Origin of the sequence: Necropsobacter massiliensis (assembly GCF_000827595.2) — a bacterium.
In the GTDB taxonomy this organism is placed as follows: domain Bacteria; phylum Pseudomonadota; class Gammaproteobacteria; order Enterobacterales; family Pasteurellaceae; genus Necropsobacter; species Necropsobacter massiliensis.
Genome location: NZ_LN776189.1, coordinates 191555 through 212153 on the forward strand (window position 1 = coordinate 191555; position 20599 = coordinate 212153).

A 20599-nucleotide genomic window follows, 5' to 3' on the forward strand; every position below is an offset into this window, starting at 1 on the left:
TCGGGGTTGTCAATCCTTATGACACGCAATGAAATTTTTCTCCGCCTAATGCAGATTCCTCAGTTGGGCAGTAGCGCAATTCATCGAATCATCACTGAGGTTAACATCACGGATCTGCCGAATTATGACGAAACGGCTTTTCATCATATAGGTTGGAAAGCGCAACAAATTCGTCGCTGGTTTAAACCAGAAATGAAATATATTGAGCCGGCGTTATGTTGGGCCAACAAAGAAGGAAACCGACTGATTGATTTTTATCATCAAGATTATCCTTATTTATTACAACAAATCAGCGCGGCGCCACCGTTGCTGTTTTTGTGCGGAAATTCGACCGCACTTTCTCAACCGCAAATTGCCATGGTCGGCAGTCGGCGCTGTTCACATTATGGAGAATATTGGGCGAAGCATTTTGCCGTCGAATTATGTTCGATCGGTTTTGTGATTACCAGCGGACTGGCGTTAGGTATCGACGGATTTTGTCATCAGGCGGTAGTGAATGTTCGCGGACAAACTGTTGCAGTGCTTGGTAGCGGACTGGAAAACGTTTATCCGGCTAAACATCGCCGGCTGGCGCAGCACATTATCGACAACGGCGGCGCATTGGTTTCCGAGTTTTTGCCTCATCAGCCACCGATGGCGGAAAATTTTCCGCGCCGCAATCGCATTATCAGCGGTTTGTCGTTAGCTACGCTGGTTGTGGAAGCGACTGAACGCAGCGGCTCCTTAATTACCGCACGTTATGCGCTGGAACAAAATCGAGAAGTGTTTGCCGTACCCGGTAATGTACAGAACGAATTTAGTCAAGGTTGTCATAAACTGATTAAACAGGGCGCAATGCTGGTAGAAAATGTGCGGGATATTGTGGAAAATCTGCCCGCACTTTCCTACGACGGTGATTATAAGACGAGAGGCGAACCGTTCGTTGCCGAACGGGCGCGGAATGCTTCCGCCGCTTACACGCCACCGCAAAATCCGGCTTATCCCGAACTTTATGCTCGCATCGGTTATACGCCGATCAGTCTGGATGAACTGGCGGCACAATCGGGTTTAACGGCGGAAACTCTGCTGATTCAGCTGCTGGAGCTGGAATTGCAGGAATTGATTATACTGCAAAACGGTTTATATCGGCGCACCTGAATGTTGGTATAGTCGATAGCTCACCTGACCGCTGGTTTTTTGCTTTACTGGTTGCCAGCTGGCGGGCACGTGCAACGGCTTGTCTTTTTCAGTTTCTACATAAATTAAGGCGCCAGGATACAGCCAATTATGCCGGTGCAATAAGTCGATTGCTTTTTCCGCCAGATTGAAATGAAAAGGCGGATCAAGAAACACCAGATCAAAGTGCGGTGTGTTTTGAGGCTGATTCAGAAATTGCAAACTATCCTGATTGATAATCTGTGCCTGTTGCGCTGTGCATTGCAGACGTTGCAGGTTTTTGCTTAATTGAGCAGCGACGGTTTTATCCAGTTCTAAAAATGTCACCTGCTTTGCGTTGCGGGACAGCGCTTCAAAACCGAGAGAACCGCTGCCGGCAAAGCAATCCAAACAACGGGCATCGGTAATATAAGGCATCAGCCAATTAAACAGCGTTTCTTTAATCCGATCACCGGTTGGACGTAACCCTTGTGCGTTTAACACCGGCAATTTACGCCCGCGCCAACGTCCGGCGATAATGCGCACTTCGCCTTTGTTCTCAGGTCGTTGCGCGCCCTGTGAGAGAGGATTTTTTTTCATAGAGAAGAGATAAATTATGATAAACTATGCCAAAATTTTGCTTAGTGTAGTACAAAATCGGTAAAACCAATAATTTTTTCAGAAAATAGCGAGCGATTTATGTCAGAAGAGAATAAAAAAGGCGGTTTCTGGTCTTGGTTCGGCATGGGAAAAAAGAAAACACAACAATCCCCAACCTCACAGCCGGCGCAGGAAAATACCTCCGCACAGGATAACGAACAAGCGCCGGATAAAGCGGAAAGTGAGGTGCAATCTCGTCGCAAAACGGGTATCAACTTACAAAGTGCGGTAGAAAATGCAGTGGAAAGTGCGGTAGAAATTGAAGCAGTTTTTCAAACTGCCGAATCGCCCGCAGAACCGGCTTTGTCGGCGCTTGAATCGCAACGGAGTAGCACTACAATAACGCCGAAAACGGAAACGGAAACGGAAACGGAAACGGAAACGGAAACGAACGGAAACGGAAACGGAAACGGAAACGGAAACGGAAACGGAAACGGAAACGGAAACCGTTTTTCAGGAGCAGGAAAAACCGAGCGAGGGCGGTTTTTTCAGTCGTTTAGTTAAAGGATTATTAAAAACCAAGCAACATATCGGCGATGGTTTTCGTAATCTGTTTTCCGGTAAAAAGATCGATGACGATTTGTTTGAAGAGCTGGAAGAGCAGTTGCTCATCGCCGACATCGGCGTACCGACCACCACCAAAATTATAGATAATCTGACTCAGCACGCCAGCCATAAACAACTAAAAGACGCGGAATTGTTGTATCAGCAGCTGAAAACCGAATTGACTGATATTTTACAGCCGGTGGAACAACCGTTGCGAATTGACGACCAGAAAAAACCGTATGTGATTTTAATGGTCGGTGTTAACGGCGTGGGCAAAACCACCACTATCGGCAAACTCGCCCGCCAGTTCCGCCAACAGGGCAAATCGGTAATGTTGGCGGCGGGCGATACGTTTCGCGCCGCGGCGGTAGAACAGTTGCAAGTTTGGGGCGAGCGCAACCATATTCCGGTGATCGCACAAAGCACGGGCTCGGATTCGGCATCGGTGATCTTTGATGCAATGCAATCGGCAGCCGCGCGTAATATTGATATTCTGATTGCCGACACGGCAGGGCGTTTACAAAATAAAAATAATCTGATGGACGAGCTGAAAAAAATTGTCCGTGTTATGAAAAAATATGACGACAGCGCGCCACATGAAATTATGCTGACCTTAGATGCCGGCACCGGACAAAATGCGATTAGTCAGGCGAAACTCTTTAATGAAGCCGTGGGACTGACCGGCATTAGCTTGACCAAGCTGGACGGCACGGCAAAAGGTGGCGTGATTTTTGCTATCGCCGATCAGTTTAAGTTGCCGATCCGTTATATCGGGGTTGGCGAAAAAATCGAAGACCTACGCGAGTTTCGGGCAAATGAATTTATTGATGCGCTGTTTGCTCGTGAAGAATAACCGGTATTTCGTATTTTGTATGTAAAAAATTATGCAACAACAGGTTTGTCATTTTTCGTTTGATATTACGGACTGGAAAATTGTCTGTGACCGACCGCTCTTTCCTGCTGACTGGCGTAAGGGCGAGTCGCATTGGCGCACTGTCGTGGCTCAGCGGGAGACGATTATGCCACCGCTTGATTTTTTGCCGCCGTTAAAACGCCGCCGTTTAAGTAATGCCGCCCGGCTGTTCTTTGCCGCCGCTTGGCCTCTGACCGAACAGGAAAGCAATATTCCGGTGGTATATGCCTCGTTCAACAGTGAAATCAACCGCAGTTTTATGTTATGGCAACAGTTATGGCAAGAAGGCGACATTTCACCCACCTCTTTCAGTTTATCGGTTCACAACGCGTTGGTAGGGCAGTGGTCGGAAATCCGCGGGGTTAAACAGGAATGTACGGCAATTAGCGCGAATAAAGATAACCTTGAAATGGCGTTGATGGAAGCTTATCTGTTACTAAATGATGGCGCTCAGCGCGTGTTAGTGGTGACGGCAGAATCACCGTTATCGGAAAAATATCATGTACAACCTGTTTTTCGGCATCCTTTTTCCTATGCCCTGGCTTTATTGGTGGAACGAGGGGAACAATATCACCTGAGCCTGCATTCACAAGCTGCACCGCAGACGTTATGTATCGATAACACGTTAAGCTGGGTGAAACAGCAGTATCTGAACGAATTGCGCTGGCAGACACCGAGTTCCGGCGGAGGCTATTGGCAATGGCAGAAAAGCTAGATCAATTGAAACGATTGCTGGCGACGCTGTTCGGTTTCGTGTTATTCGGCATCGTCGGCGTAATTTTTCATCTTATTTTATATCCTTATACTAAAAATTATCCGCACAATAATTTAGCCGTTCAACGAAAAGGGCGCCGCATCGTTGGTGCCACCTGGCGTTTTTTTGTCCGTTATCTGCAATGCACTGGCATTCTGCAGGTGGAATATCACGGTTTCGAACGTTTGGGCAGACCGGGGCAACTGGTATTGGCTAATCACCCTTCCTTATTGGATGTAGTATTGATTTTCAGTCGGATATCGCACTTTAACTGTGTGGTAAAAAAAGATTTAATGTATAATCCGGCGATGAGTGCACCGATAAAAGCCTGCGGTTTTATTCCTAACACCGAATCGGAGGCATTGTTGGAGCAATGCCATGATATCTTGCAGCAACAGGCACTGCTGCTTTTCCCCGAAGGCACACGAACTGACTGGGACGGCACTGTGAAGCTACATCGCGGTGCAGTGTCCATCGGTTTGCGCAGCGCGAAAGTGATTACGCCGGTGGTGATAAAAATGCAGCCGCTTAATTTTAAGAAAGGACAGCCATGGTATCGTATTCCGGCGCGTACCATTCGTTACGAACTGACGGTAGGCGAAGATATTGATCCGCGTGACTGGTTGGCAGAAAAGCCGCTACCGATTGCTTCACGGCGCTTAAACGAATTTTTAGAAAATTATTTTAATACCTATTCAAAGGACTAAAAATGGAACTTGAACTACAAATTAAACAATTAATCATTGATAGCCTCGCGTTGGAGGATATCCGCGTAGAAGAGATTGAAACAGATGCATCGCTGTTCGGTGACGACGGGTTAGGACTGGATTCAGTCGATGCACTGGAGTTGGGGTTGGCAGTACAAAAAACTTTTGGATTGCAATTAAATAGTGAGCAGCACAATTTACGCGAACATTTCACCAGTGTTGCCACGCTGGCAGATTTTATCCGTTCGCAGCAAGCGTAGGGGGCAGCATGACAGAACAGGAAATCCAACAGGTATTGACCGATGCCTTAGTGTCCTTATTTGAGGTGGATGCAGCACAGATAACACCAGAAACGAATTTATATGAGGAGCTTGAGATTGACAGTATTGATGCTATCGATCTGATCGACTATATCAAACGTCAGACTGGCTATAAATTACAGGCGGAAGATTTCCGCAATGTGCGGACTGTCAAAGATGTGATTGAGGCTGTCAAACGAATTAGTGCCGCCTAGTGCAGGAATGAAGGTAAATGTCTTGCACGGATTTACAACATCTATTATGGCAGCATCACTGGATTGCGGATTGCCATGTGGTTAGGCATCCTGTTGACAGTGTGCCGGCTGCACTAATGTTGCTGAACGCTGATGGGATTGCCGCGTTTCGAACGCAAGGACGAGCTTTTGTACTTAAAATACTGAGAACTTATTTGGCAGAAAACCAAAACACGACGGTTATTCCCTGTTACTGGCATCTCAGTGCGTTTTTGCCCGGTTATAGTCAGGCTAAAGTGCGGTGCAAATCGGAACATTTTTGGGCTAATGCACTGGATGAACCGATTTGGTTGACACACCAACAGCAAGGCGAAACATGGCTATTCAATGCGATTGTGCCGCTTGAGCTAAAATTCTTTGTAGGACATTTCCCCACTTTTCCACTGGTTCCTGGGGCTGTGGAATTACAATGGATTATGGGTTTAATCAGGCAATATTGTGGTGTAAAACAACCTGTTTTACGCTTTGATAATCTGAAATTTCAGAAATTTTTGCGTCCCAATGACAGTCTGGAAATCACGCTTAAACGGGAACAAGAAAAATATCGTGTGCGCTTTCAGTTAATGACCGAAGGCGAAACTTGCGCCAGCGGATGGGTGGTATTTTATGCTGAATAGCGCGCGAATACTGACCAATTTTATTCTCATCGTGCTTAGTGCAGCCTATCCTTTGCTGTGGTTGTTTGCTGCGGCGCAGCGGCCTGCTTTGTTATCCAATTTACTCTATTTTCTTGCTTTGTTATGGGGCATCAAAGGCATCTTGCAGAAAACGGGCGGGGTGAGAGCCATTGCCTTTGTTATGGCAGGGTTGCTGACACTGATTGCCTTGACCCGCACAATCGGCGTCATGTATTGGTATCCTGTGCTTATTAATGGCGGTATGCTGATGCTTTTCGGTGGCAGTTTGCTGACTTCCCGTTCCGCAGTGGAACGTCTGGCTCGCGTACGGGAGCCTGACTTATCGCCACGCGCAGTTATTTATACCCGTAAAGTTACGCTATTATGGTGCGGTTTCTTTTTGTTTAATATTATTGTAAACAGCGTGTTTGTGGTGAGCCATCAATATGACTATTGGGCATGGTTCAGTGGTGTGATTTCATATATTTTGATGGGGCTATTGATGGGGAGCGAATGGTATGTCAGACAACAAATTATCAATAAATCACACACATAATTCGTGTCGCAAATATTCTCAAATTGTGTGCACGATGTTAAAATCGGCACTGAATTATCAACAGACCGAATGTATTGTCTATCGTATTTTCTGATACCGATGGGCTACTAGCATCACGATGAATAACGAAATACTGTCTTCTTCCGTTTTTTTGTCGGAGCGCCGTATGTTATGCGCGCCGCCGGATTTTATTTATCGCGTACAACAGCTTGCCTGCAAGCTTCGACAGGATCGTATCCGTACTGCAGCATTATGGCTGGAAAACTGCACAGCGTTTTCCTGCGCATTGCTGGCTTGTCTGGAAGCAAAGGTTGATGTCTTGTTGCCGCCGAATCTATTGGCAGAAAATCGTCGCTGGGTGGCGAAGAATGCAGATCTTTTTTTGACCAAGTCGAATTTTACACAATACGCCCTCTTTCATAAACTGCTGCCAAAACCACCGCACTTTACATTAGTTCCCGATATACAGAATCAGACACAAATTCGGTTGAAAACCTCCGGTAGCAGAGGTGAAGCAAAAATTGTGGTGAAAACCGCACAGCAAATGTGGCATGAGGCGCAGGCGCTGCGGGAAATCCTGCCCTTTAACGAAAATATTTATTTGCTCGGTAGCGTGAGCACACAGCATCTTTATGGTTTGACTTTCCGGGTATTTTTGCCACTTGTAGCGGGGTGGCGTGTGAATAATGCGCAGCTGCTTTATCCCGATGATTTAATCGCGGCAAGTTGTGGCTGTCAGACTACGGAAAAAGTCCTGTGGATCAGCAGCCCGACTTTATTGACTAATCTGAATTTGGCTGATCCGGCGCTAATGCGGATTCCGATGGCGGGCATTATTTCCTCCGGTGGTGCGCTGCCGGAAGCCTGTGGCAATGCGATACGCCGTAGTTTATCTGTTCCGGTGGTGGAAATTTACGGCAGCAGTGAAACCGGCGTCATTGCCCGTCGTACTGACCACAGTTTCTGGCAGCCGATGCCTGAAAGTCGAGTTGGCAGAGATAAACGTGGTGCGTTATGGGTGGAATCGCCTTGGTTTAGTGGACGCGAACAAACTGAAGACGCAGTGGAAATGTCAGTGCAGGGTTTTCGATTGTTAGGACGATTGGATCGTATTGTAAAGGCTGGTGATAAACGGGTCTCCTTAGTGAAAATTGAGCGCGATTTAAGTATGCATCCTTATGTGCGCGATTGTTATGTCGGATTGCATCCGGAAAAACAACGTCCGGTGGCTTGGATCGCATTAACAGAAGCGGGAATTGCTGCATTTAAACAGCTTGGGCGAAAAGCACTGATTACTACCTTTAGAACTTTTCTCGCACCGAAACAGGAAGCTTTTGCGTTGCCTCGTTTCTGGCGTTTCTGTGAACAATTGCCACGCGACAGTCAGGCGAAAATCCGATGGGCGGATTTTGCTGCTGTTTGCCGTGCGATACGGGATGAGGTGAACCGATGAATGACATCATCAAAGTAGTGGCAGTGATTCCTCATTATAATCATTCGGATACTGTGAGCGCGGTAACTGACGCGTTACTAGCATTGAATCTGCCGGTATGGATTGTAGATGACGGTTCTGATGAGCCGCATCGGGCGGTTTTGCGTGAGCTGCAACGTAATGCGTCGGTGAATGTTATTTTTTGTGCGCACAATGGTGGTAAAGGAAGTGCTGTGAAAGCCGGATTTAAACAGGCGTTGCAGGCTGGGTTCACTCATGCTCTCCAGGTGGATGCTGACGGACAGCATCAGCTGCAGGACGCCCGTAATATGTGTCAGAAAATGCACGAAAATCCCACCGCACTTATTTGTGGTCGTCCGCTGTATGGTGCGGATGCACCGAAATCCCGCCTGTACGGGCGAAAAATCAGCAATTTCTGGATTGCATTAAATACCGTTTCTTTCGATATTCCTGATGGTATGTGCGGTTTTCGTCTATATCCGTTAGCGTCAACAGTGCAGCTGATTAATGAAGAATATGTCGGCGATGGTATGGATTTTGATATTGAGATACTGGTACGTTGCCATTGGCGCAAAATGCCTATGATTTGGCTGGATACGCCGGTGCGGTATGGACGTGATGGTGTTTCCCATTTTCGCCCTTGGGCGGATAACTGGTTGTTGAGTAAAATGCATGCCCGTTTGTTTTTTGGCATGCTGGCACGTCTGTTTAAGGGGAAACGGCGATGAATGAACAACATTGGGCGCGGCAGACAGAGCGAGGAAACGGGATTTTCCTGCATCTTACTCGGCTGATTGTACTATATTTTCCGTTGCCAGTGATCCGCTTTGTCACTTTTTGGATCGTGCTGTATTTTTTTCTAACATCGCGCCTGATGCGAAAATATATTGCTGTTTATCAGCAACGTTTATGCCAGACGTGTCCCTTTGTTGATTTACCGGCTCATGCAGTTTTTCGCCAGTTTTTAAATTTTGGCGAGGCGATTGCTGATCGCTTTGCTGTCTGGCAGGGGAAAATCCGTTATCAAGATGTGATCATTGATGATCAGGATAACCTTTGTGAGGAGATGAACGCTGTCGGGAAGCGAGGACAGATTCTGCTGTGTGCGCATTTCGGCAATGTCGAAATTAGTCGTGCGTTGATTAAAAACGAACGACATCCTAATTTTTGCTTAAACATACTGGTGCATCACCGCCATGCGGCTGTATTTAATCGGGCACTGCATGCAGCGGGCGCAGACGAATTGTCGCTGATTCAGGTTGATGAACTGGATGCCCGGAAAATGCTAGAGTTGCATCAGCGTATTGAGCGTGGCGAGTGGATTGCTATTGCCGGCGATCGTATTCCGCTACACGGTGAAAAAACCGAAACCGTGAACTTTCTTGGACAAAGTGCGGTGTTTCCGCAAGGTGTTTGGTTGTTGTCAAGCCTGTTGAAGGCGCCAGTGAACACCATCTTTTGCTTAAAGGAACAAGGACGTTATCGCCTGCAGTTGCGGCGTTTTTGCCCCGCAATCGCTGGACGGGGAAAGATTCGCAGACAGAACATTCATCAGGCAATGCAAAAATATGCGGATGAGCTTGCTAAAGAATGTGCAAAAAATCCGCTATTATGGTTTAATTTTTATGATTTTTGGAATAGGCAACCATAACTTATCTTTTAATAACAGGAGTTCTCTATGAAACTGACAAAAAATCTTGTACTGTCCTTGATTGCGTTGAGCTTAGCTGCCTGTTCAGCGCGGGATACCACCCATTATTATTCGATTGAGCAAGCATTAAATTCGTCTGAGGCTAAACAGGTGCTGGATCCGGCAATTCCGCTTTATTTTGCTAAATCCGTGCCGGGTAATGTGCTGGTTAAAGGTGCGGTTTCCAATCCGAAAACCAATGCACTGAATAAAAGCGATGAAGAGGCCTGCCGCTGGGTCTTTTTATCTGCTGTGAAACGCTTTCAGGACCGGGCGAAACAAGAAGGCGGCAGTAAAGTCAGCAATTTGGTGTCTTATTATAAGAAAAAAGAATATGCCAGTGCCGATAAATATGAATGTCATGCGGGCAGAACCATTGCCGGGGTGGCGTTAAAAGGCGATATTGTGAAGTAATTTTTCCCAGGTGCGTATGATACGCACCTATTTTATGTGAAGAGATTGATGTCGTTCGACAGTATGAGAATAAAAAAACATATTTACGCTCGTCATTGTTCGGAATATGAAATTCCGTTTTTTGATGTGGATTCCATGAATATTATGTGGCACGGTCATTATGTTAAATATCTGGAAATGGCGCGCTGTGCATTTTTAGCAGAACTCGGTTACGACTATAATGTTATGCGTGAAAAAGGTTACGGCTGGCCGATTGTGCAATTGAATTTGAAATATGTCCGACCGGCTTTTTTCCGCCAGCGAATTCGAGTCGAGTTGGCTGTGACAGAGTATGAAAGCTGTCTGCGCATGGATTATACGATTGTTGATATACAAACGGAGAGGAAATTGACCCAAGGTAGCACGACGCAGGTTGCGGTAGCAATGGCTAGCGGTGAAATGCAGTTGCAAACGCCACAGTCGTGGCGTGATGCACTGGAAAATTATCACGGATTCCAGCCGGAAAAAGAGCGGATTTAGATATGAAAAAATATGTAATTACCTTGTGGGCACTGCTGTTTTCTTTATCGCTACATGCGTTTTCTCAGCAACAGTTGATGACCCGGTTACAACAGCCACAAACTATACAGGGTGAATTTACTCAGCAACGTTTTTTGTCAGCGATGAGTAAACCCATTACTACGCGTGGGCAGTTTACATTGCTGAAAAATAAAGGGCTGTTGTGGCAGATGCATACTCCGTTCGCCTCCGATTTACGAGTGACCGGGGCGGGCATTGCGCAGTGGAACGGGGCGCAGTGGGTACTCAATGATGGCGTCGGGCAAGCGCAGCAAGTGAGTTTATTTCTGGGGTTATTGACTGGTGATGTGGCGGCCTTGTCCGAACAGTTTGATATTGTGCTGAACGGTACGGCACAGGACTGGCAGCTCAGCTTGATTCCAAATAGTTTGTTAATGAAACAGATTTTCCGACGTATTGAAATCCGAGGCGCCAATACAGTAGAAGGCATTGAGCTTAATGAAGCGCAGGGTGATCGCACTCTGATTAGCTTTGAGCAGATCCGTATTGATCAAGGCTTAAGCGAATTTGCCAGACAGGCGTTGCTGTGAGCTGTGTCTTTATTGTATTCGGACAGGTTGTAAATATTTATCATGGACAGACATTCTCCCGTTTATTTTTTTCTATACCGATTGTTTATGCTTTGCATGGCATTGTTGTTCGGGGCGCAATTATATACGGGAAACTGGCTGCAAACGGATTTACAGGCTTTGTTGCCGCAACAAGCAGGACGTTCGCCGATTCTGCTTGCTGCTGAAAATAAGCAGGAAAACAGCATGAACCGGCAGGTGATTGCTCTGATCGGACATCATGAGGCGGCGCAGGCCTTTAAACTTGCGGCAAGCATTGCTGAACAGTGGCGGCAAAGCGCCTTGTTTCAGCAGGTAGATGCCCGCCAACAACCCGAGCCAACATTACTCAGAGATGAGATTAAACGGCTGCGTTTGGCTGTGTTGCCAGTGGATATCCGACGCCAGTTATTGAACGAACCTCGCGCTTATTTTCAGCAATATGCGGAACAAATGCTCAATCCGTTTATGGCAACGCATTTACTGCCCACAGAACAAGATTGGCTTGGATTCGGTCGTTTTGTTCTTCCGCAATCCCGGTTGCACGGTCGTATAATGTGGCATGCGGGCAACGGAATGCTATATATCCCCTCTGCGGATAAAACTTGGGTATTACTGCGGGCAGAGTTAGCGGACGGCAATCTGATTAATCCGCAACAGTCATTGCCGGCACTTATGCGAAGTGGCGAGCAGGTTGTGCAGCAGCAGGACGGCGAATGGCTGGTGGCTGGCAATGCATTATTTGCTGCGGCAGCAAAACAGCAGGCGGAAAAGGAAAGTCGCAGCATGGCATTTATCGGCATAGGTTTAACTTTGTTGTTATTGCTGGCGGTATTCAGAACCTTACGGGTATTATGGCTGTTTTTGCCGATTGCTGCCGGTATGCTGGCGGGTGTTTCGCTAACCGTATTTGTTTTCGGTCAGATTCATATTCTGACTCTGGTTATCGGTACCAGTTTAATTGGGGTCCTGATTGATTTTCCGCTACATTGGTTGAGTGGAGCTTTGTTTAATTCAGATTGGCAGGCGGAAAAAGCGATGCGTAAACTGCGCTTAACGTTTTTAGTCAGTCTGTTGGTCACGCTGCTTGGTTATGCCTTGCTTGGTTTCACCCGACTGCCTGTGCTGCGCCAAACAGCGTTATTTTCTGCTGTGGCATTGTTTAGTGCGGTGCTGTGCACCTGGTTTTATCTGCCGGCACGTTTTGACATGGTGAGAATGCGAAAAGTGCGGTCATTTTTCGGTGAGAATTTTTCCTTTCGTTTGTCGTCGGTAGGGCGAAAGTGGATCGTTTCCGGTATTGCTATCTGGCTTGCTATCGGCATTTATCACAGCGAATGGCAAGATGATGTGCGGCAATGGGTAGCATTGCCGCCGCAACTGTTGGCACAAGTGCAGAAAATCGGCAGTATTACTGGCATTGAACCTGGCAGTCGATATTTTCTGCTGATAGCGGAAAACGATGACAGCTTATTGGAAGCGGATAATACATTGCGTGAGCAGCTGCTGGATTTACAAACACACAATAAACTACAGGACTTCCAATCGCTAAGCCGCTGGATTATGTCGGCGCGCGAACAGCAGGATTTTATCCGCCAATTGACCCGGAAAATTCAAACGCAGGATTATGCGGTATTATCGCAGATCGGCATGCCGGCAGAACGTATTGCTCAGGAATTGCAGGCGCTATCCGCGCAGCCGCAGGTATTATTAAGCGAAGCTTTGGCCATGCAGATCGCGCAGGGATACCGTCCTTTATACTTGGGAGAATTGGCAGCAGGCAAAGTTGCCGCTTTGGTGAATGTCAGCGGAATTACTGATTTGCAGGCGGTCTCTGCGCTGGCGGATAACCGTACGGTGTATTGGCTGGATAAACCCGCACAGTTAAACCGCACTTTTCAGCAGACTCGTGATCAGGCAGCTTGGTTGAAAGGGTTGTCTTTTCTTCTGGCGGGTTTGTTATTGTGGCGTTTTTTGGGTTTAAGACGCACACTTCGGATGCTGTTTGTACCATTGCTTGCCATTGTTGCCACCATAGGGATTTTGGGCTGGCTTAAGGTGCCGGTTACGCTGTTTTCGATGTTCGGTTTGTTATTAGTGTCCGCTATCGGTATTGATTATACTGCGTATATGCAGACTGTGCAGGCTCCGCTGTATGCCAAACGTGCAGCATTATCCTTAGCCGCTGCGACCACATTGATCTCGTTTGTATTGCTCGCGCTGAGTTCAACTCCGGCGGTGGCATATTTTGGTCTCAGTGTCAGTATCGGTGTATTACTGAGCATATTGATCATATTCATGTTGTACAATAAACCGGGCATGTAGTCGGTTATCACATCAATAAAGAGGAAAAATGTGGCGTAAATTAGGTTTGTGGATTTGCTTATTCGCGATGTGGGGTTGTGCCACCCCCTTAACAGTAAAGCAATTGCCGCTGTCAGTGACGGAAACTCGCCTGTTTAAACTGATGCAATTGCAACCGAAGAGCCAGGCAACTCTATTAGCGTTGCAGTCTTCACCGCAGCAATGGCGTTGGGTGCAAACCGATGCTTTAGGCGCACCGGTTGCCCGTTTATTGTTGACGCAGCAAGGTTGGCGTAACGACGGCTTTATTATCCCGAATCGCCGGGCTCAGCAGCTGTTTTCAGCAATTGCCGTTTATTTGCATCCAGCCCTTCCGTTGTTTGAATTCAGTGAAATTCGTCGGATGGCGGACGGGCAGCATTATTATATGTACGGCGAAGAAGTTTGGTGTATCACATCGACACCGAAAGGCGCTGATATTGCCTTGCCGGATAATTCTCGCTGGCGGCTTGAAGAAATTGAACAGTAAGAGGATAACGTGACAGCATTATATTTAACTCAGCCGGCAATAGTGACTTGCATGGGCGAGGGTATTGAAGCACACCTTCAGCCCTTACTGCGGGGGGAAAATTCGCCTCTCCGGCTTTCTGAGAGGGTTTTTGCCGCGAACGGACTTAGCGGAGAACCTTATTTTTTCGGTGAGATCAGTGTTTCATTACGCGAATTTCCGACCGGACTGGAGAACATTCATCACAGTCGTAATAATCGTGTGCTTTGGCACGGACTAGCGCAGATCGAAGATAATATTATCCGTTGCATCGAGCGTTTCGGTACCCAGCGCATTGCAGTAGTAATGGGAACTTCCACTACCGGTGTGGATGAAAATATTCCGTTGTTTAAACGGGCGGCACTACAGGGGAAGTGGTCGGACGACCAATTTAATCAGCAACAGCAATTGTTTTCCGCGCCTGCCGATTTTATCCGTAGGGTTTATGGTTTACAAGGGCTGAATTACGGTATTTCTACCGCCTGTACTTCCGGTGCGCGGGCATTAATCAGCGCTGCCCGTTTATTGCGTGCGAATTTGTGTGATGCAGTGATTTGCGGCGGAGTAGATACACTTTCACCTTTGACTGTGAAAGGCTTTGCCGCTTTATCCGTGTTGGCACCACAGCGTAGTAATCCCTTTTCGGTAAACCGTAATGGCATCAATATCGGTGAGGGAACGGCAGTGTTTATAATGACGCGGGAGGCGCTGGATAGGGATGGTATCCGTTTATTGGGTTATGGTTCCAGCAGTGATGCCTATCATATGTCTTCCCCGCATCCAGCTGGTGAAGGGGCGATTGCGGCGTGTGAAACGGCGTTGAATTCGACCGCACTTTCCGCGTCGCAAATTGGTTGGGTTAATCTACATGGTACGGGAACCCAGCATAATGATCAGATGGAAAGCCTGGCGGTGACACAGGTTTTCGGTGAGCAGGTTTTTTGTACCTCTACCAAACCTTATACCGGTCATACCCTTGGCGCCGCAGGCGCGGTTGAAGCGGGGATTTTATGGGCGGTACTCAGCCGTCGTTATAATCCGCAGGGAAAACTGCCAGCGCAGCACTGGGACGGCATCAGCGACCAACATCTGGCACTGCTGCGACTGACTGATCATCATAGTTACTGGCCAACTGGGCGACGTATAGGGGCCAGCAGTTCATTTGCTTTCGGCGGTAATAATACGGTATTGATTCTGGGGGAAGGCGATGATTGACCTGCGTTGTCCGATTACCTGTCTTGAACCGTTGCTGCCGCATAGCGGGACGATGATTCTGCTCGATTGTATTACCGCGTTCGGCGCGGATTTTCTCACCGCAGAAACACAAATTCGTGCGGATAATAGCTTAATCAAACATAACAAATTGGAGACTTTCGCCGCACTTGAAATTATGGCGCAGGGCATTGCTGCCTGGGCGGGCTGTATGGCGATACAGGCGGGCGAACCGGTGCGTCTGGGGTATTTGCTCGGCAGCCGCAAATTGCATGTTCGCCATCAGACTATCCCTATCGGCAGCCGGTTGCAGATTAATATTCGCCTGTCGATTCAAGATGACGCAGGATTCGGTGTGTTTGACTGTCAGCTTATTGATCTGATGAAACATACCATATTACTTGAGGGTGCGCTGAATGTATTCAGTCCGAAAGAAGATAAAAGGGAGAATAAATCATGAGTGAATCTGTTCTGGTGACCGGTTCTAGCCGCGGTATCGGCAAGGCTATTGCTTTAGCGTTGGCACAGCAGGGCTATGATATTGTGCTACATTGCCGCCACCGTATTGAGGCAGCGGAAGAAGTGGCACAAACAGTGCGATCTTTGGGACGACATGTCCGGATAGTGCAGTTTGATGTGGCAGCGCGTGAACAGGTACGTCAAATTCTGACACAGGATATACAACAATTCGGCGCTTACTATGGGGTGGTGCTGAATGCAGGATTAACCCGAGATGCGGCGTTTCCCGCGTTAAGTGACAGGGATTGGGATGATGTATTGCGTACCAATCTGGACGGTTTTTATAATGTATTACACCCGATTATGCTGCCAATGATCCGGCGCCGTAAAGCAGGACGTATTGTATGCATTACGTCGGTATCCGGTTTAATCGGTAATCGCGGGCAAGTGAATTACAGTGCCTCCAAAGCAGGGATTATTGGTGCGGCAAAAGCCCTTGCCGTGGAACTAGCGAAGCGTCGGATCACAGTAAATTGTGTGGCACCGGGACTTATTGATACGGATATCATAAACGAAAATGTACCGGTTGAGGAAATTGTGAAAATGATTCCGTCGCAGCGCATGGGGATGCCAGAGGAAGTGGCGCATGCGGTGAGCTTTTTGATGGATGAAAAGGCGGCGTATATCACCCGCCAAGTCATCGCGGTAAACGGCGGTTTGTGTTAGAGAAAAATAAAATGAAACGAGTAGTAGTAACAGGTATCGGCGGGATCACCGCCTTCGGCAAAGAATGGCGAGACATCAAAGACGCTTTTCAGCGTAAACAAAATGCGGTACGGGTGAAAACGGAATGGGCGGCTCGTTATCCCGAACTGGAAGCTCGCTTAGGTGCAGAGATCCCGGATTATCAACCGCCTAAGCATTGGCAGCGTAAACAATTAAGAAGCTTGGGGCGGGTATCACAATTTACCGTAGAGGCTGCCGAAAGAGCGCTGGCTGCTGCCGGTTTGCTTGATGAAAACGGCATTATTCTGCCTGATGTACAAAACGGCAGAATGGGGGTGGCATGTGGTTCTTCTACCGGTTCCACCCATGATATTAAAGCCGCCGCCGAATTGCTGATGACGGGAAAATCCGAAGGTTTTAACGCCAATACCTATGTACGCATGATGCCGCATACCACGGCTGCTAATATCGGTATTTTTTTCGGTCTGACCGGGCGGATTGTGCCGACTTCCAGTGCCTGTTCATCTGGTAGTCAGGGCATAGGTTACGCCTATGAGGCAATTAAATACGGCTTGATTCCAATGATGCTGGCGGGCGGCGGTGAAGAATTTTGTCCGTCGGAAGTTTATGTGTTTGATTCTCTTTATGCTGCTAGTCGTTGTAATCATGCTCCGGCACAAACGCCGCGTCCTTACGATCGGCAGCGCGACGGACTGGTGATTGGTGAAGGTGCTGGTATGTTCGTATTGGAGGAATTGGAACATGCACTTGCCCGCGGTGCAAATATTATCGCTGAAGTGGTAGGATACGGCGCAAACAGTGACGGCAGCCATATTACCCGTCCACAGAAAGACACTATGCAACGTTGTATGGCATTGGCGTTGAACGATGCGGGTATTACGCCAGCGCAGATCGGTTATGTCAATGGTCATGGTACCGCGACGGAACAGGGGGATATTGCTGAAACGTTGGCGACTGAGGCGCTGTTCGGTTACGTGCCTTTGAGTTCACAGAAAAGCTATTTGGGACATACCCTCGGCGCCTGCGGTGCGCTGGAATCCTGGTTTAGCATTGAAATGATGCGTGATGGCTGGTTTGCGCCGACTATCAATCTGGATGATATCGACCAACGCTGTGGCAAGGTGGATTATATTCGTGGTGACGGACGTGAAATAACAACGGATTATGTGATGAATAACAATTTCGCTTTTGGAGGGGTTAATACTTCGTTGATTTTCAAACGGTGGACGAGCGCATAAGAAATTCATCACAAGAATAGGCAATATCCGTTATAATTGGTCGCGATTTAGCGCTTATCGGCAGTTTGGCGATTAATAGCGGATGATTTTAAAGAGACAAAAATATGATACGTTTTGAAAATGTCAGTAAAGCCTATTTGGGCGGCAAGCCGGCTTTGCAAGGGCTTACTTTTCATTTGCCAGTCGGCAGTATGACTTATCTGATTGGGCATTCTGGTGCCGGGAAAAGTACGCTGCTGAAACTGATTATGGGCATGGAGCGCGCCAACGGTGGGCAAATTTGGTTTAACGGGCACGATATTACTCGCCTGTCTAAATACGAAATTCCGTTTTTACGCCGTCAGATCGGTATGGTGCATCAAGATTACCGTTTGTTGGCGGAGCGTTCCATTGTGGATAACGTGGCGTTGCCGCTGATTATCGCAGGCATGCACCCGAAAGAAGCGCAATCTCGTGCCTTGGCGGCGCTGGATCGAGTCGGGCTGCGCGATCGTGCCAATCATCTGCCGTTGCATTTATCCGGCGGTGAGCAACAACGGGTGGATATTGCCCGTGCAGTGGTACATAAACCGCAATTGTTGCTGGCGGATGAACCGACGGGAAATCTGGACAGTGCGCTTTCGCTGGAGATTTTTAATCTGTTTGAAGAGTTTAACCGATTGGGAATGACGGTGCTGATTGCCACCCATGATATTAATATTGTTCAACAAAAACCGAAACCTTGCCTTGTGCTTGAACAAGGGTATTTACGTTAAGGAAAGTAGTGATGAGTTCTCGTCCGATGAATGCGTCCTTATGGGTGCAAGTGAATTATGTGCTGCGTGCAGTGTTTGCCGATCTGCTTAAGAGAAAATACGGCACGATGCTGACCGTGTTGGTGATTGCGGTATCGCTGACTATTCCGACGATCAGTTATCTGCTGTGGAAAAATATTCATCAGGCTACGTCGCAGTTTTATCCGGAAAGCGAATTAACCGTGTATCTGCATAAAAATCTGAGTGAAGAGGATGCCAATCTGGTGGTGGATAAAATCCGCCAGCAGGAGGGCGTCGAAAGCCTGAACTATGTGTCGCGCCAGGAAAGCCTGAACGAGTTTCGCAATTGGTCGGGATTTAGCGAAGGGCTGGATATTTTAGACGATAACCCGCTGCCGGCGGTGGTGATGATCAAACCGAGCAAAGCCTACAATGAAAGTCAGAAACGCGATACGCTGCGCGATAACCTGAATAAAATCAAAGGGGTGCAGGAAGTTCGACTGGATAATGATTGGATGGAAAAACTGACCGCACTTTCGTGGCTGATAGCGCATGTTGCAATTTTATGCACAGTGTTAATGACTGTTTCAGTCTTTCTGGTTATCGGCAACAGCATTCGTTCCGATGTATATAGCAGTCAGGCGAGTATTGAAGTTATGAAGTTACTTGGCGCGACAGAGCAGTTTATCCTGCGCCCGTTTCTTTATACCGGTATTCTCTACGGATTGGCAGGAGGGTTACTAGCCTGCATTTTCAGCGCCTGTCTGATTGGCTATTTCACCAGTGCGGTAAAATATGTCACGGATATTTTTGCGGTGAATTTTTCGTTGCACGGCATTGCTTTCGGTGAATTGCTGTTCTTATTGGTAATGTGCGCCATTGTGGGTTATGTTGGGGCGTGGTTGTCGGCAACCCGTTACATTCAGATGCTGGATAAAAAAGGCTGAATGCGAAATTCTGTGGTGAAAAACGGAGGCTGAATCAAATTTAGCAGTTTTTTTCATAAAAAGACTTGCTTTTGTGCAATGTATCTTGTAATTAATTAACTGATATTTTTTATTTCAGACACAACATTATTAATAAGGAAAATTTTATGCAAAACGTAGGTTTTATCGGTTGGCGCGGCATGGTCGGCTCCGTATTGATGGATCGCATGCAGCAGGAAAGTGATTTTGCCAATATTAATCCGGTGTTTTTCACCACATCGCAAGCAGGGCAAAAGGCACCGGTTTTCGGCGGTAAAGATGCGGGCGAGCTGAAAGACGCTTTTGATATCGACGAATTAAAAAAACTGGATATTATTGTCACTTGTCAGGGCGGTGATTACACCAATGCGGTATATCCGAAATTGAAAGCTACCGGTTGGAACGGTTATTGGGTCGATGCTGCCTCTGCGCTGCGGATGGAAAAAGATGCGATTATTGTGCTGGATCCGGTTAACCAACATGTGATCAGCGAAGGTCTGAAAAACGGCGTTAAAACCTTTGTCGGCGGTAACTGCACCGTAAGTTTAATGCTGATGGCGTTAGGCGGCTTATTTGAAAAAGACTTGGTGGAGTGGATTTCTGTTGCAACTTATCAAGCGGCATCGGGTGCGGGCGCAAAAAATATGCGTGAACTGTTGCTGCAAATGGGACAGCTGGAAGCCAGCGTACAGGCCGAACTGGCGGATCCCGCATCATCGATTTTGGATATTGAGCGTAAAGTCACTGCTAAAATGCGTGCCGACGATTTCCCGATCGATAACTTCGGTGCGGCGTTAGGCGGCAGTTTAATTCCTTGGATCGACAAACTGCTGCCGGAAAGCGGGCAAACCAAAGAAGAATGGAAAGGTTATGCAGAAACCAATAAAATTCTCGGTTTAAGTGACAATCCAATTCCGGTGGACGGTTTGTGCGTGCGTATCGGCGCGCTGCGTTGCCATAGTCAGGCATTTACGATCAAACTGAAAAAAGATCTGCCGTTAGCCGAAATTGAGCAGATTTTAGCCTCCCATAACGAATGGGTGAAAGTTATCCCGAACGATAAAGAAAGCACATTACGCGAGCTGACTCCGGCCAAAGTCACCGGCACGTTAAGCGTTCCGGTCGGACGTTTGCGCAAACTGGCGATGGGACCGGAATATGTGGCGGCGTTTACGGTAGGCGACCAACTGTTATGGGGAGCGGCGGAACCTGTACGTCGTATTCTTAAACAGTTAGTGGCGTAACATA

23 protein-coding genes and 1 pseudogene are annotated in these 20599 nt (G+C 47.5%); 23 read left to right on the top strand and 1 reads right to left on the bottom strand.

Features of this window, described 5'->3' with window-relative positions; translation table 11 throughout:
* Window positions 1–18: 18 nt before the first annotated feature.
* On the top strand, window positions 19–1137 hold the full coding sequence (gene dprA, locus BN3349_RS09585) for a DNA-processing protein DprA (RefSeq protein ID WP_040977205.1): 1119 nt from the start codon (window positions 19–21) through the stop codon (window positions 1135–1137).
* On the opposite strand, the gene rsmD is transcribed toward dprA, so the two are convergent.
* Entirely contained in the window at window positions 1120–1734 is a 615-nt protein-coding gene (rsmD, locus tag BN3349_RS09590) for a 16S rRNA (guanine(966)-N(2))-methyltransferase RsmD (RefSeq protein ID WP_040977069.1), read from the bottom strand. The two genes, dprA and rsmD, sit on opposite strands and share 18 nt — an antisense overlap.
* Before the next feature lie 99 nt (window positions 1735–1833).
* On the opposite strand from rsmD, the pseudogene ftsY reads away from it, so the two are divergent.
* The 22 genes and pseudogenes from ftsY to asd all read left to right on the top strand — a co-directional run bounded on the left by ftsY (window position 1834) and on the right by asd (window position 20595).
* Window positions 1834–3193: pseudogene (gene ftsY / locus BN3349_RS09595) on the top strand (signal recognition particle-docking protein FtsY).
* Window positions 3194–3224: 31 nt separating this feature from the next.
* Window positions 3225–3968: a beta-ketoacyl synthase chain length factor gene (locus BN3349_RS09600; RefSeq protein ID WP_040977070.1), complete on the top strand. Its 744-nt coding sequence runs from the start codon at window positions 3225–3227 to the stop codon at window positions 3966–3968.
* Window positions 3953–4714: a lysophospholipid acyltransferase family protein gene (locus tag BN3349_RS09605; protein ID WP_040977071.1), complete on the top strand. Its 762-nt coding sequence runs from the start codon at window positions 3953–3955 to the stop codon at window positions 4712–4714. Before BN3349_RS09600 ends, BN3349_RS09605 begins: the two co-directional genes overlap by 16 nt.
* A gap of 2 nt (window positions 4715–4716) precedes the next feature.
* The gene (locus tag BN3349_RS09610; RefSeq protein WP_040977072.1) at window positions 4717–4974 is read left to right on the top strand and encodes a phosphopantetheine-binding protein; all 258 of its coding nucleotides are present in this window, start codon (window positions 4717–4719) and stop codon (window positions 4972–4974) included.
* A gap of 8 nt (window positions 4975–4982) precedes the next feature.
* A complete protein-coding gene (locus tag BN3349_RS09615; protein WP_040977074.1) occupies window positions 4983–5228 on the top strand; it encodes an acyl carrier protein in 246 nt (81 codons plus the stop codon).
* 17 nt (window positions 5229–5245) lie between these two features.
* Window positions 5246–5884, top strand: coding sequence for an ApeI family dehydratase (locus tag BN3349_RS12260; RefSeq protein WP_048736425.1), 639 nt, complete (start codon window positions 5246–5248; stop codon window positions 5882–5884).
* On the top strand, window positions 5874–6440 hold the full coding sequence (locus tag BN3349_RS09625) for a COG4648 family protein (RefSeq protein WP_040977075.1): 567 nt from the start codon (window positions 5874–5876) through the stop codon (window positions 6438–6440). The genes BN3349_RS12260 and BN3349_RS09625 overlap by 11 nt, the downstream gene beginning before the upstream one ends.
* A gap of 118 nt (window positions 6441–6558) precedes the next feature.
* Entirely contained in the window at window positions 6559–7893 is a 1335-nt protein-coding gene (locus BN3349_RS09630; protein ID WP_082024907.1) for an AMP-binding protein, read from the top strand.
* Complete coding sequence (locus BN3349_RS09635) at window positions 7890–8621, top strand: glycosyltransferase family 2 protein (RefSeq protein WP_040977078.1); 732 nt, start codon at window positions 7890–7892, stop codon at window positions 8619–8621. The genes BN3349_RS09630 and BN3349_RS09635 overlap by 4 nt, the downstream gene beginning before the upstream one ends.
* Window positions 8618–9544 carry a lysophospholipid acyltransferase family protein gene (locus tag BN3349_RS09640; protein WP_040977079.1) on the top strand — a complete coding sequence of 309 codons (927 nt, stop codon included), beginning with the start codon at window positions 8618–8620 and terminating at the stop codon, window positions 9542–9544. The genes BN3349_RS09635 and BN3349_RS09640 overlap by 4 nt, the downstream gene beginning before the upstream one ends.
* A 27-nt stretch (window positions 9545–9571) precedes the next feature.
* The gene (locus tag BN3349_RS09645) at window positions 9572–9997 is read left to right on the top strand and encodes a hypothetical protein (protein ID WP_032109327.1); all 426 of its coding nucleotides are present in this window, start codon (window positions 9572–9574) and stop codon (window positions 9995–9997) included.
* A 69-nt stretch (window positions 9998–10066) separates the two neighbouring features.
* Window positions 10067–10516 (top strand): acyl-CoA thioesterase, encoded by a 450-nt coding sequence (locus tag BN3349_RS09650; RefSeq protein ID WP_180334845.1) that lies wholly within the window; start codon window positions 10067–10069, stop codon window positions 10514–10516.
* A gap of 2 nt (window positions 10517–10518) precedes the next feature.
* Complete coding sequence (locus tag BN3349_RS09655) at window positions 10519–11106, top strand: LolA family protein (protein WP_040977080.1); 588 nt, start codon at window positions 10519–10521, stop codon at window positions 11104–11106.
* 96 nt (window positions 11107–11202) lie between these two features.
* Entirely contained in the window at window positions 11203–13449 is a 2247-nt protein-coding gene (locus BN3349_RS09660) for an MMPL family transporter (protein ID WP_245853791.1), read from the top strand.
* A gap of 28 nt (window positions 13450–13477) precedes the next feature.
* On the top strand, window positions 13478–13957 hold the full coding sequence (locus BN3349_RS09665) for a hypothetical protein (protein WP_101430491.1): 480 nt from the start codon (window positions 13478–13480) through the stop codon (window positions 13955–13957).
* Between the two features lie 9 nt (window positions 13958–13966).
* Window positions 13967–15190 carry a beta-ketoacyl-ACP synthase gene (locus BN3349_RS09670; RefSeq protein WP_040977083.1) on the top strand — a complete coding sequence of 408 codons (1224 nt, stop codon included), beginning with the start codon at window positions 13967–13969 and terminating at the stop codon, window positions 15188–15190.
* Window positions 15183–15647, top strand: coding sequence for a hotdog family protein (locus BN3349_RS09675; protein ID WP_040977084.1), 465 nt, complete (start codon window positions 15183–15185; stop codon window positions 15645–15647). Before BN3349_RS09670 ends, BN3349_RS09675 begins: the two co-directional genes overlap by 8 nt.
* Window positions 15644–16372: a 3-oxoacyl-ACP reductase FabG gene (gene fabG / locus BN3349_RS09680; protein WP_040977086.1), complete on the top strand. Its 729-nt coding sequence runs from the start codon at window positions 15644–15646 to the stop codon at window positions 16370–16372. Before BN3349_RS09675 ends, fabG begins: the two co-directional genes overlap by 4 nt.
* Window positions 16373–16383: 11 nt before the next feature.
* Entirely contained in the window at window positions 16384–17631 is a 1248-nt protein-coding gene (locus tag BN3349_RS09685) for a beta-ketoacyl-ACP synthase (protein WP_040977214.1), read from the top strand.
* Window positions 17632–17735: 104 nt separating this feature from the next.
* Window positions 17736–18386, top strand: a complete 651-nt coding sequence (gene ftsE / locus BN3349_RS09690) for a cell division ATP-binding protein FtsE (protein WP_032109333.1) — start codon at window positions 17736–17738, stop codon at window positions 18384–18386.
* An 11-nt stretch (window positions 18387–18397) separates the two neighbouring features.
* Window positions 18398–19333: a permease-like cell division protein FtsX gene (gene ftsX, locus BN3349_RS09695; RefSeq protein ID WP_040977088.1), complete on the top strand. Its 936-nt coding sequence runs from the start codon at window positions 18398–18400 to the stop codon at window positions 19331–19333.
* 146 nt (window positions 19334–19479) lie between these two features.
* Window positions 19480–20595, top strand: coding sequence for an aspartate-semialdehyde dehydrogenase (gene asd / locus BN3349_RS09700; protein WP_032109335.1), 1116 nt, complete (start codon window positions 19480–19482; stop codon window positions 20593–20595).
* Window positions 20596–20599: the final 4 nt, after the last annotated feature.

Excerpts from the sequence above, each read along its gene's own strand:
- dprA (WP_040977205.1), top strand. The coding sequence starts at position 19 with ATGACACGCAATGAAATTTTTCTCCGCCTAATGCAGATTCCTCAGTTG.
- rsmD (WP_040977069.1), bottom strand. The coding sequence starts at position 1,734 with ATGAAAAAAAATCCTCTCTCACAGGGCGCGCAACGACCTGAGAACAAA.
- BN3349_RS09600 (WP_040977070.1), top strand. The coding sequence starts at position 3,225 with ATGCAACAACAGGTTTGTCATTTTTCGTTTGATATTACGGACTGGAAA.
- BN3349_RS09605 (WP_040977071.1), top strand. The coding sequence starts at position 3,953 with ATGGCAGAAAAGCTAGATCAATTGAAACGATTGCTGGCGACGCTGTTC.
- BN3349_RS09610 (WP_040977072.1), top strand. The coding sequence starts at position 4,717 with ATGGAACTTGAACTACAAATTAAACAATTAATCATTGATAGCCTCGCG.
- BN3349_RS09615 (WP_040977074.1), top strand. The coding sequence starts at position 4,983 with ATGACAGAACAGGAAATCCAACAGGTATTGACCGATGCCTTAGTGTCC.
- BN3349_RS12260 (WP_048736425.1), top strand. The coding sequence starts at position 5,246 with ATGTCTTGCACGGATTTACAACATCTATTATGGCAGCATCACTGGATT.
- BN3349_RS09625 (WP_040977075.1), top strand. The coding sequence starts at position 5,874 with ATGCTGAATAGCGCGCGAATACTGACCAATTTTATTCTCATCGTGCTT.
- BN3349_RS09630 (WP_082024907.1), top strand. The coding sequence starts at position 6,559 with ATGAATAACGAAATACTGTCTTCTTCCGTTTTTTTGTCGGAGCGCCGT.
- BN3349_RS09635 (WP_040977078.1), top strand. The coding sequence starts at position 7,890 with ATGAATGACATCATCAAAGTAGTGGCAGTGATTCCTCATTATAATCAT.
- BN3349_RS09640 (WP_040977079.1), top strand. The coding sequence starts at position 8,618 with ATGAATGAACAACATTGGGCGCGGCAGACAGAGCGAGGAAACGGGATT.
- BN3349_RS09645 (WP_032109327.1), top strand. The coding sequence starts at position 9,572 with ATGAAACTGACAAAAAATCTTGTACTGTCCTTGATTGCGTTGAGCTTA.
- BN3349_RS09655 (WP_040977080.1), top strand. The coding sequence starts at position 10,519 with ATGAAAAAATATGTAATTACCTTGTGGGCACTGCTGTTTTCTTTATCG.
- BN3349_RS09660 (WP_245853791.1), top strand. The coding sequence starts at position 11,203 with ATGGCATTGTTGTTCGGGGCGCAATTATATACGGGAAACTGGCTGCAA.
- BN3349_RS09665 (WP_101430491.1), top strand. The coding sequence starts at position 13,478 with ATGTGGCGTAAATTAGGTTTGTGGATTTGCTTATTCGCGATGTGGGGT.
- BN3349_RS09675 (WP_040977084.1), top strand. The coding sequence starts at position 15,183 with ATGATTGACCTGCGTTGTCCGATTACCTGTCTTGAACCGTTGCTGCCG.
- fabG (WP_040977086.1), top strand. The coding sequence starts at position 15,644 with ATGAGTGAATCTGTTCTGGTGACCGGTTCTAGCCGCGGTATCGGCAAG.
- BN3349_RS09685 (WP_040977214.1), top strand. The coding sequence starts at position 16,384 with ATGAAACGAGTAGTAGTAACAGGTATCGGCGGGATCACCGCCTTCGGC.
- ftsE (WP_032109333.1), top strand. The coding sequence starts at position 17,736 with ATGATACGTTTTGAAAATGTCAGTAAAGCCTATTTGGGCGGCAAGCCG.
- ftsX (WP_040977088.1), top strand. The coding sequence starts at position 18,398 with ATGAGTTCTCGTCCGATGAATGCGTCCTTATGGGTGCAAGTGAATTAT.
- asd (WP_032109335.1), top strand. The coding sequence starts at position 19,480 with ATGCAAAACGTAGGTTTTATCGGTTGGCGCGGCATGGTCGGCTCCGTA.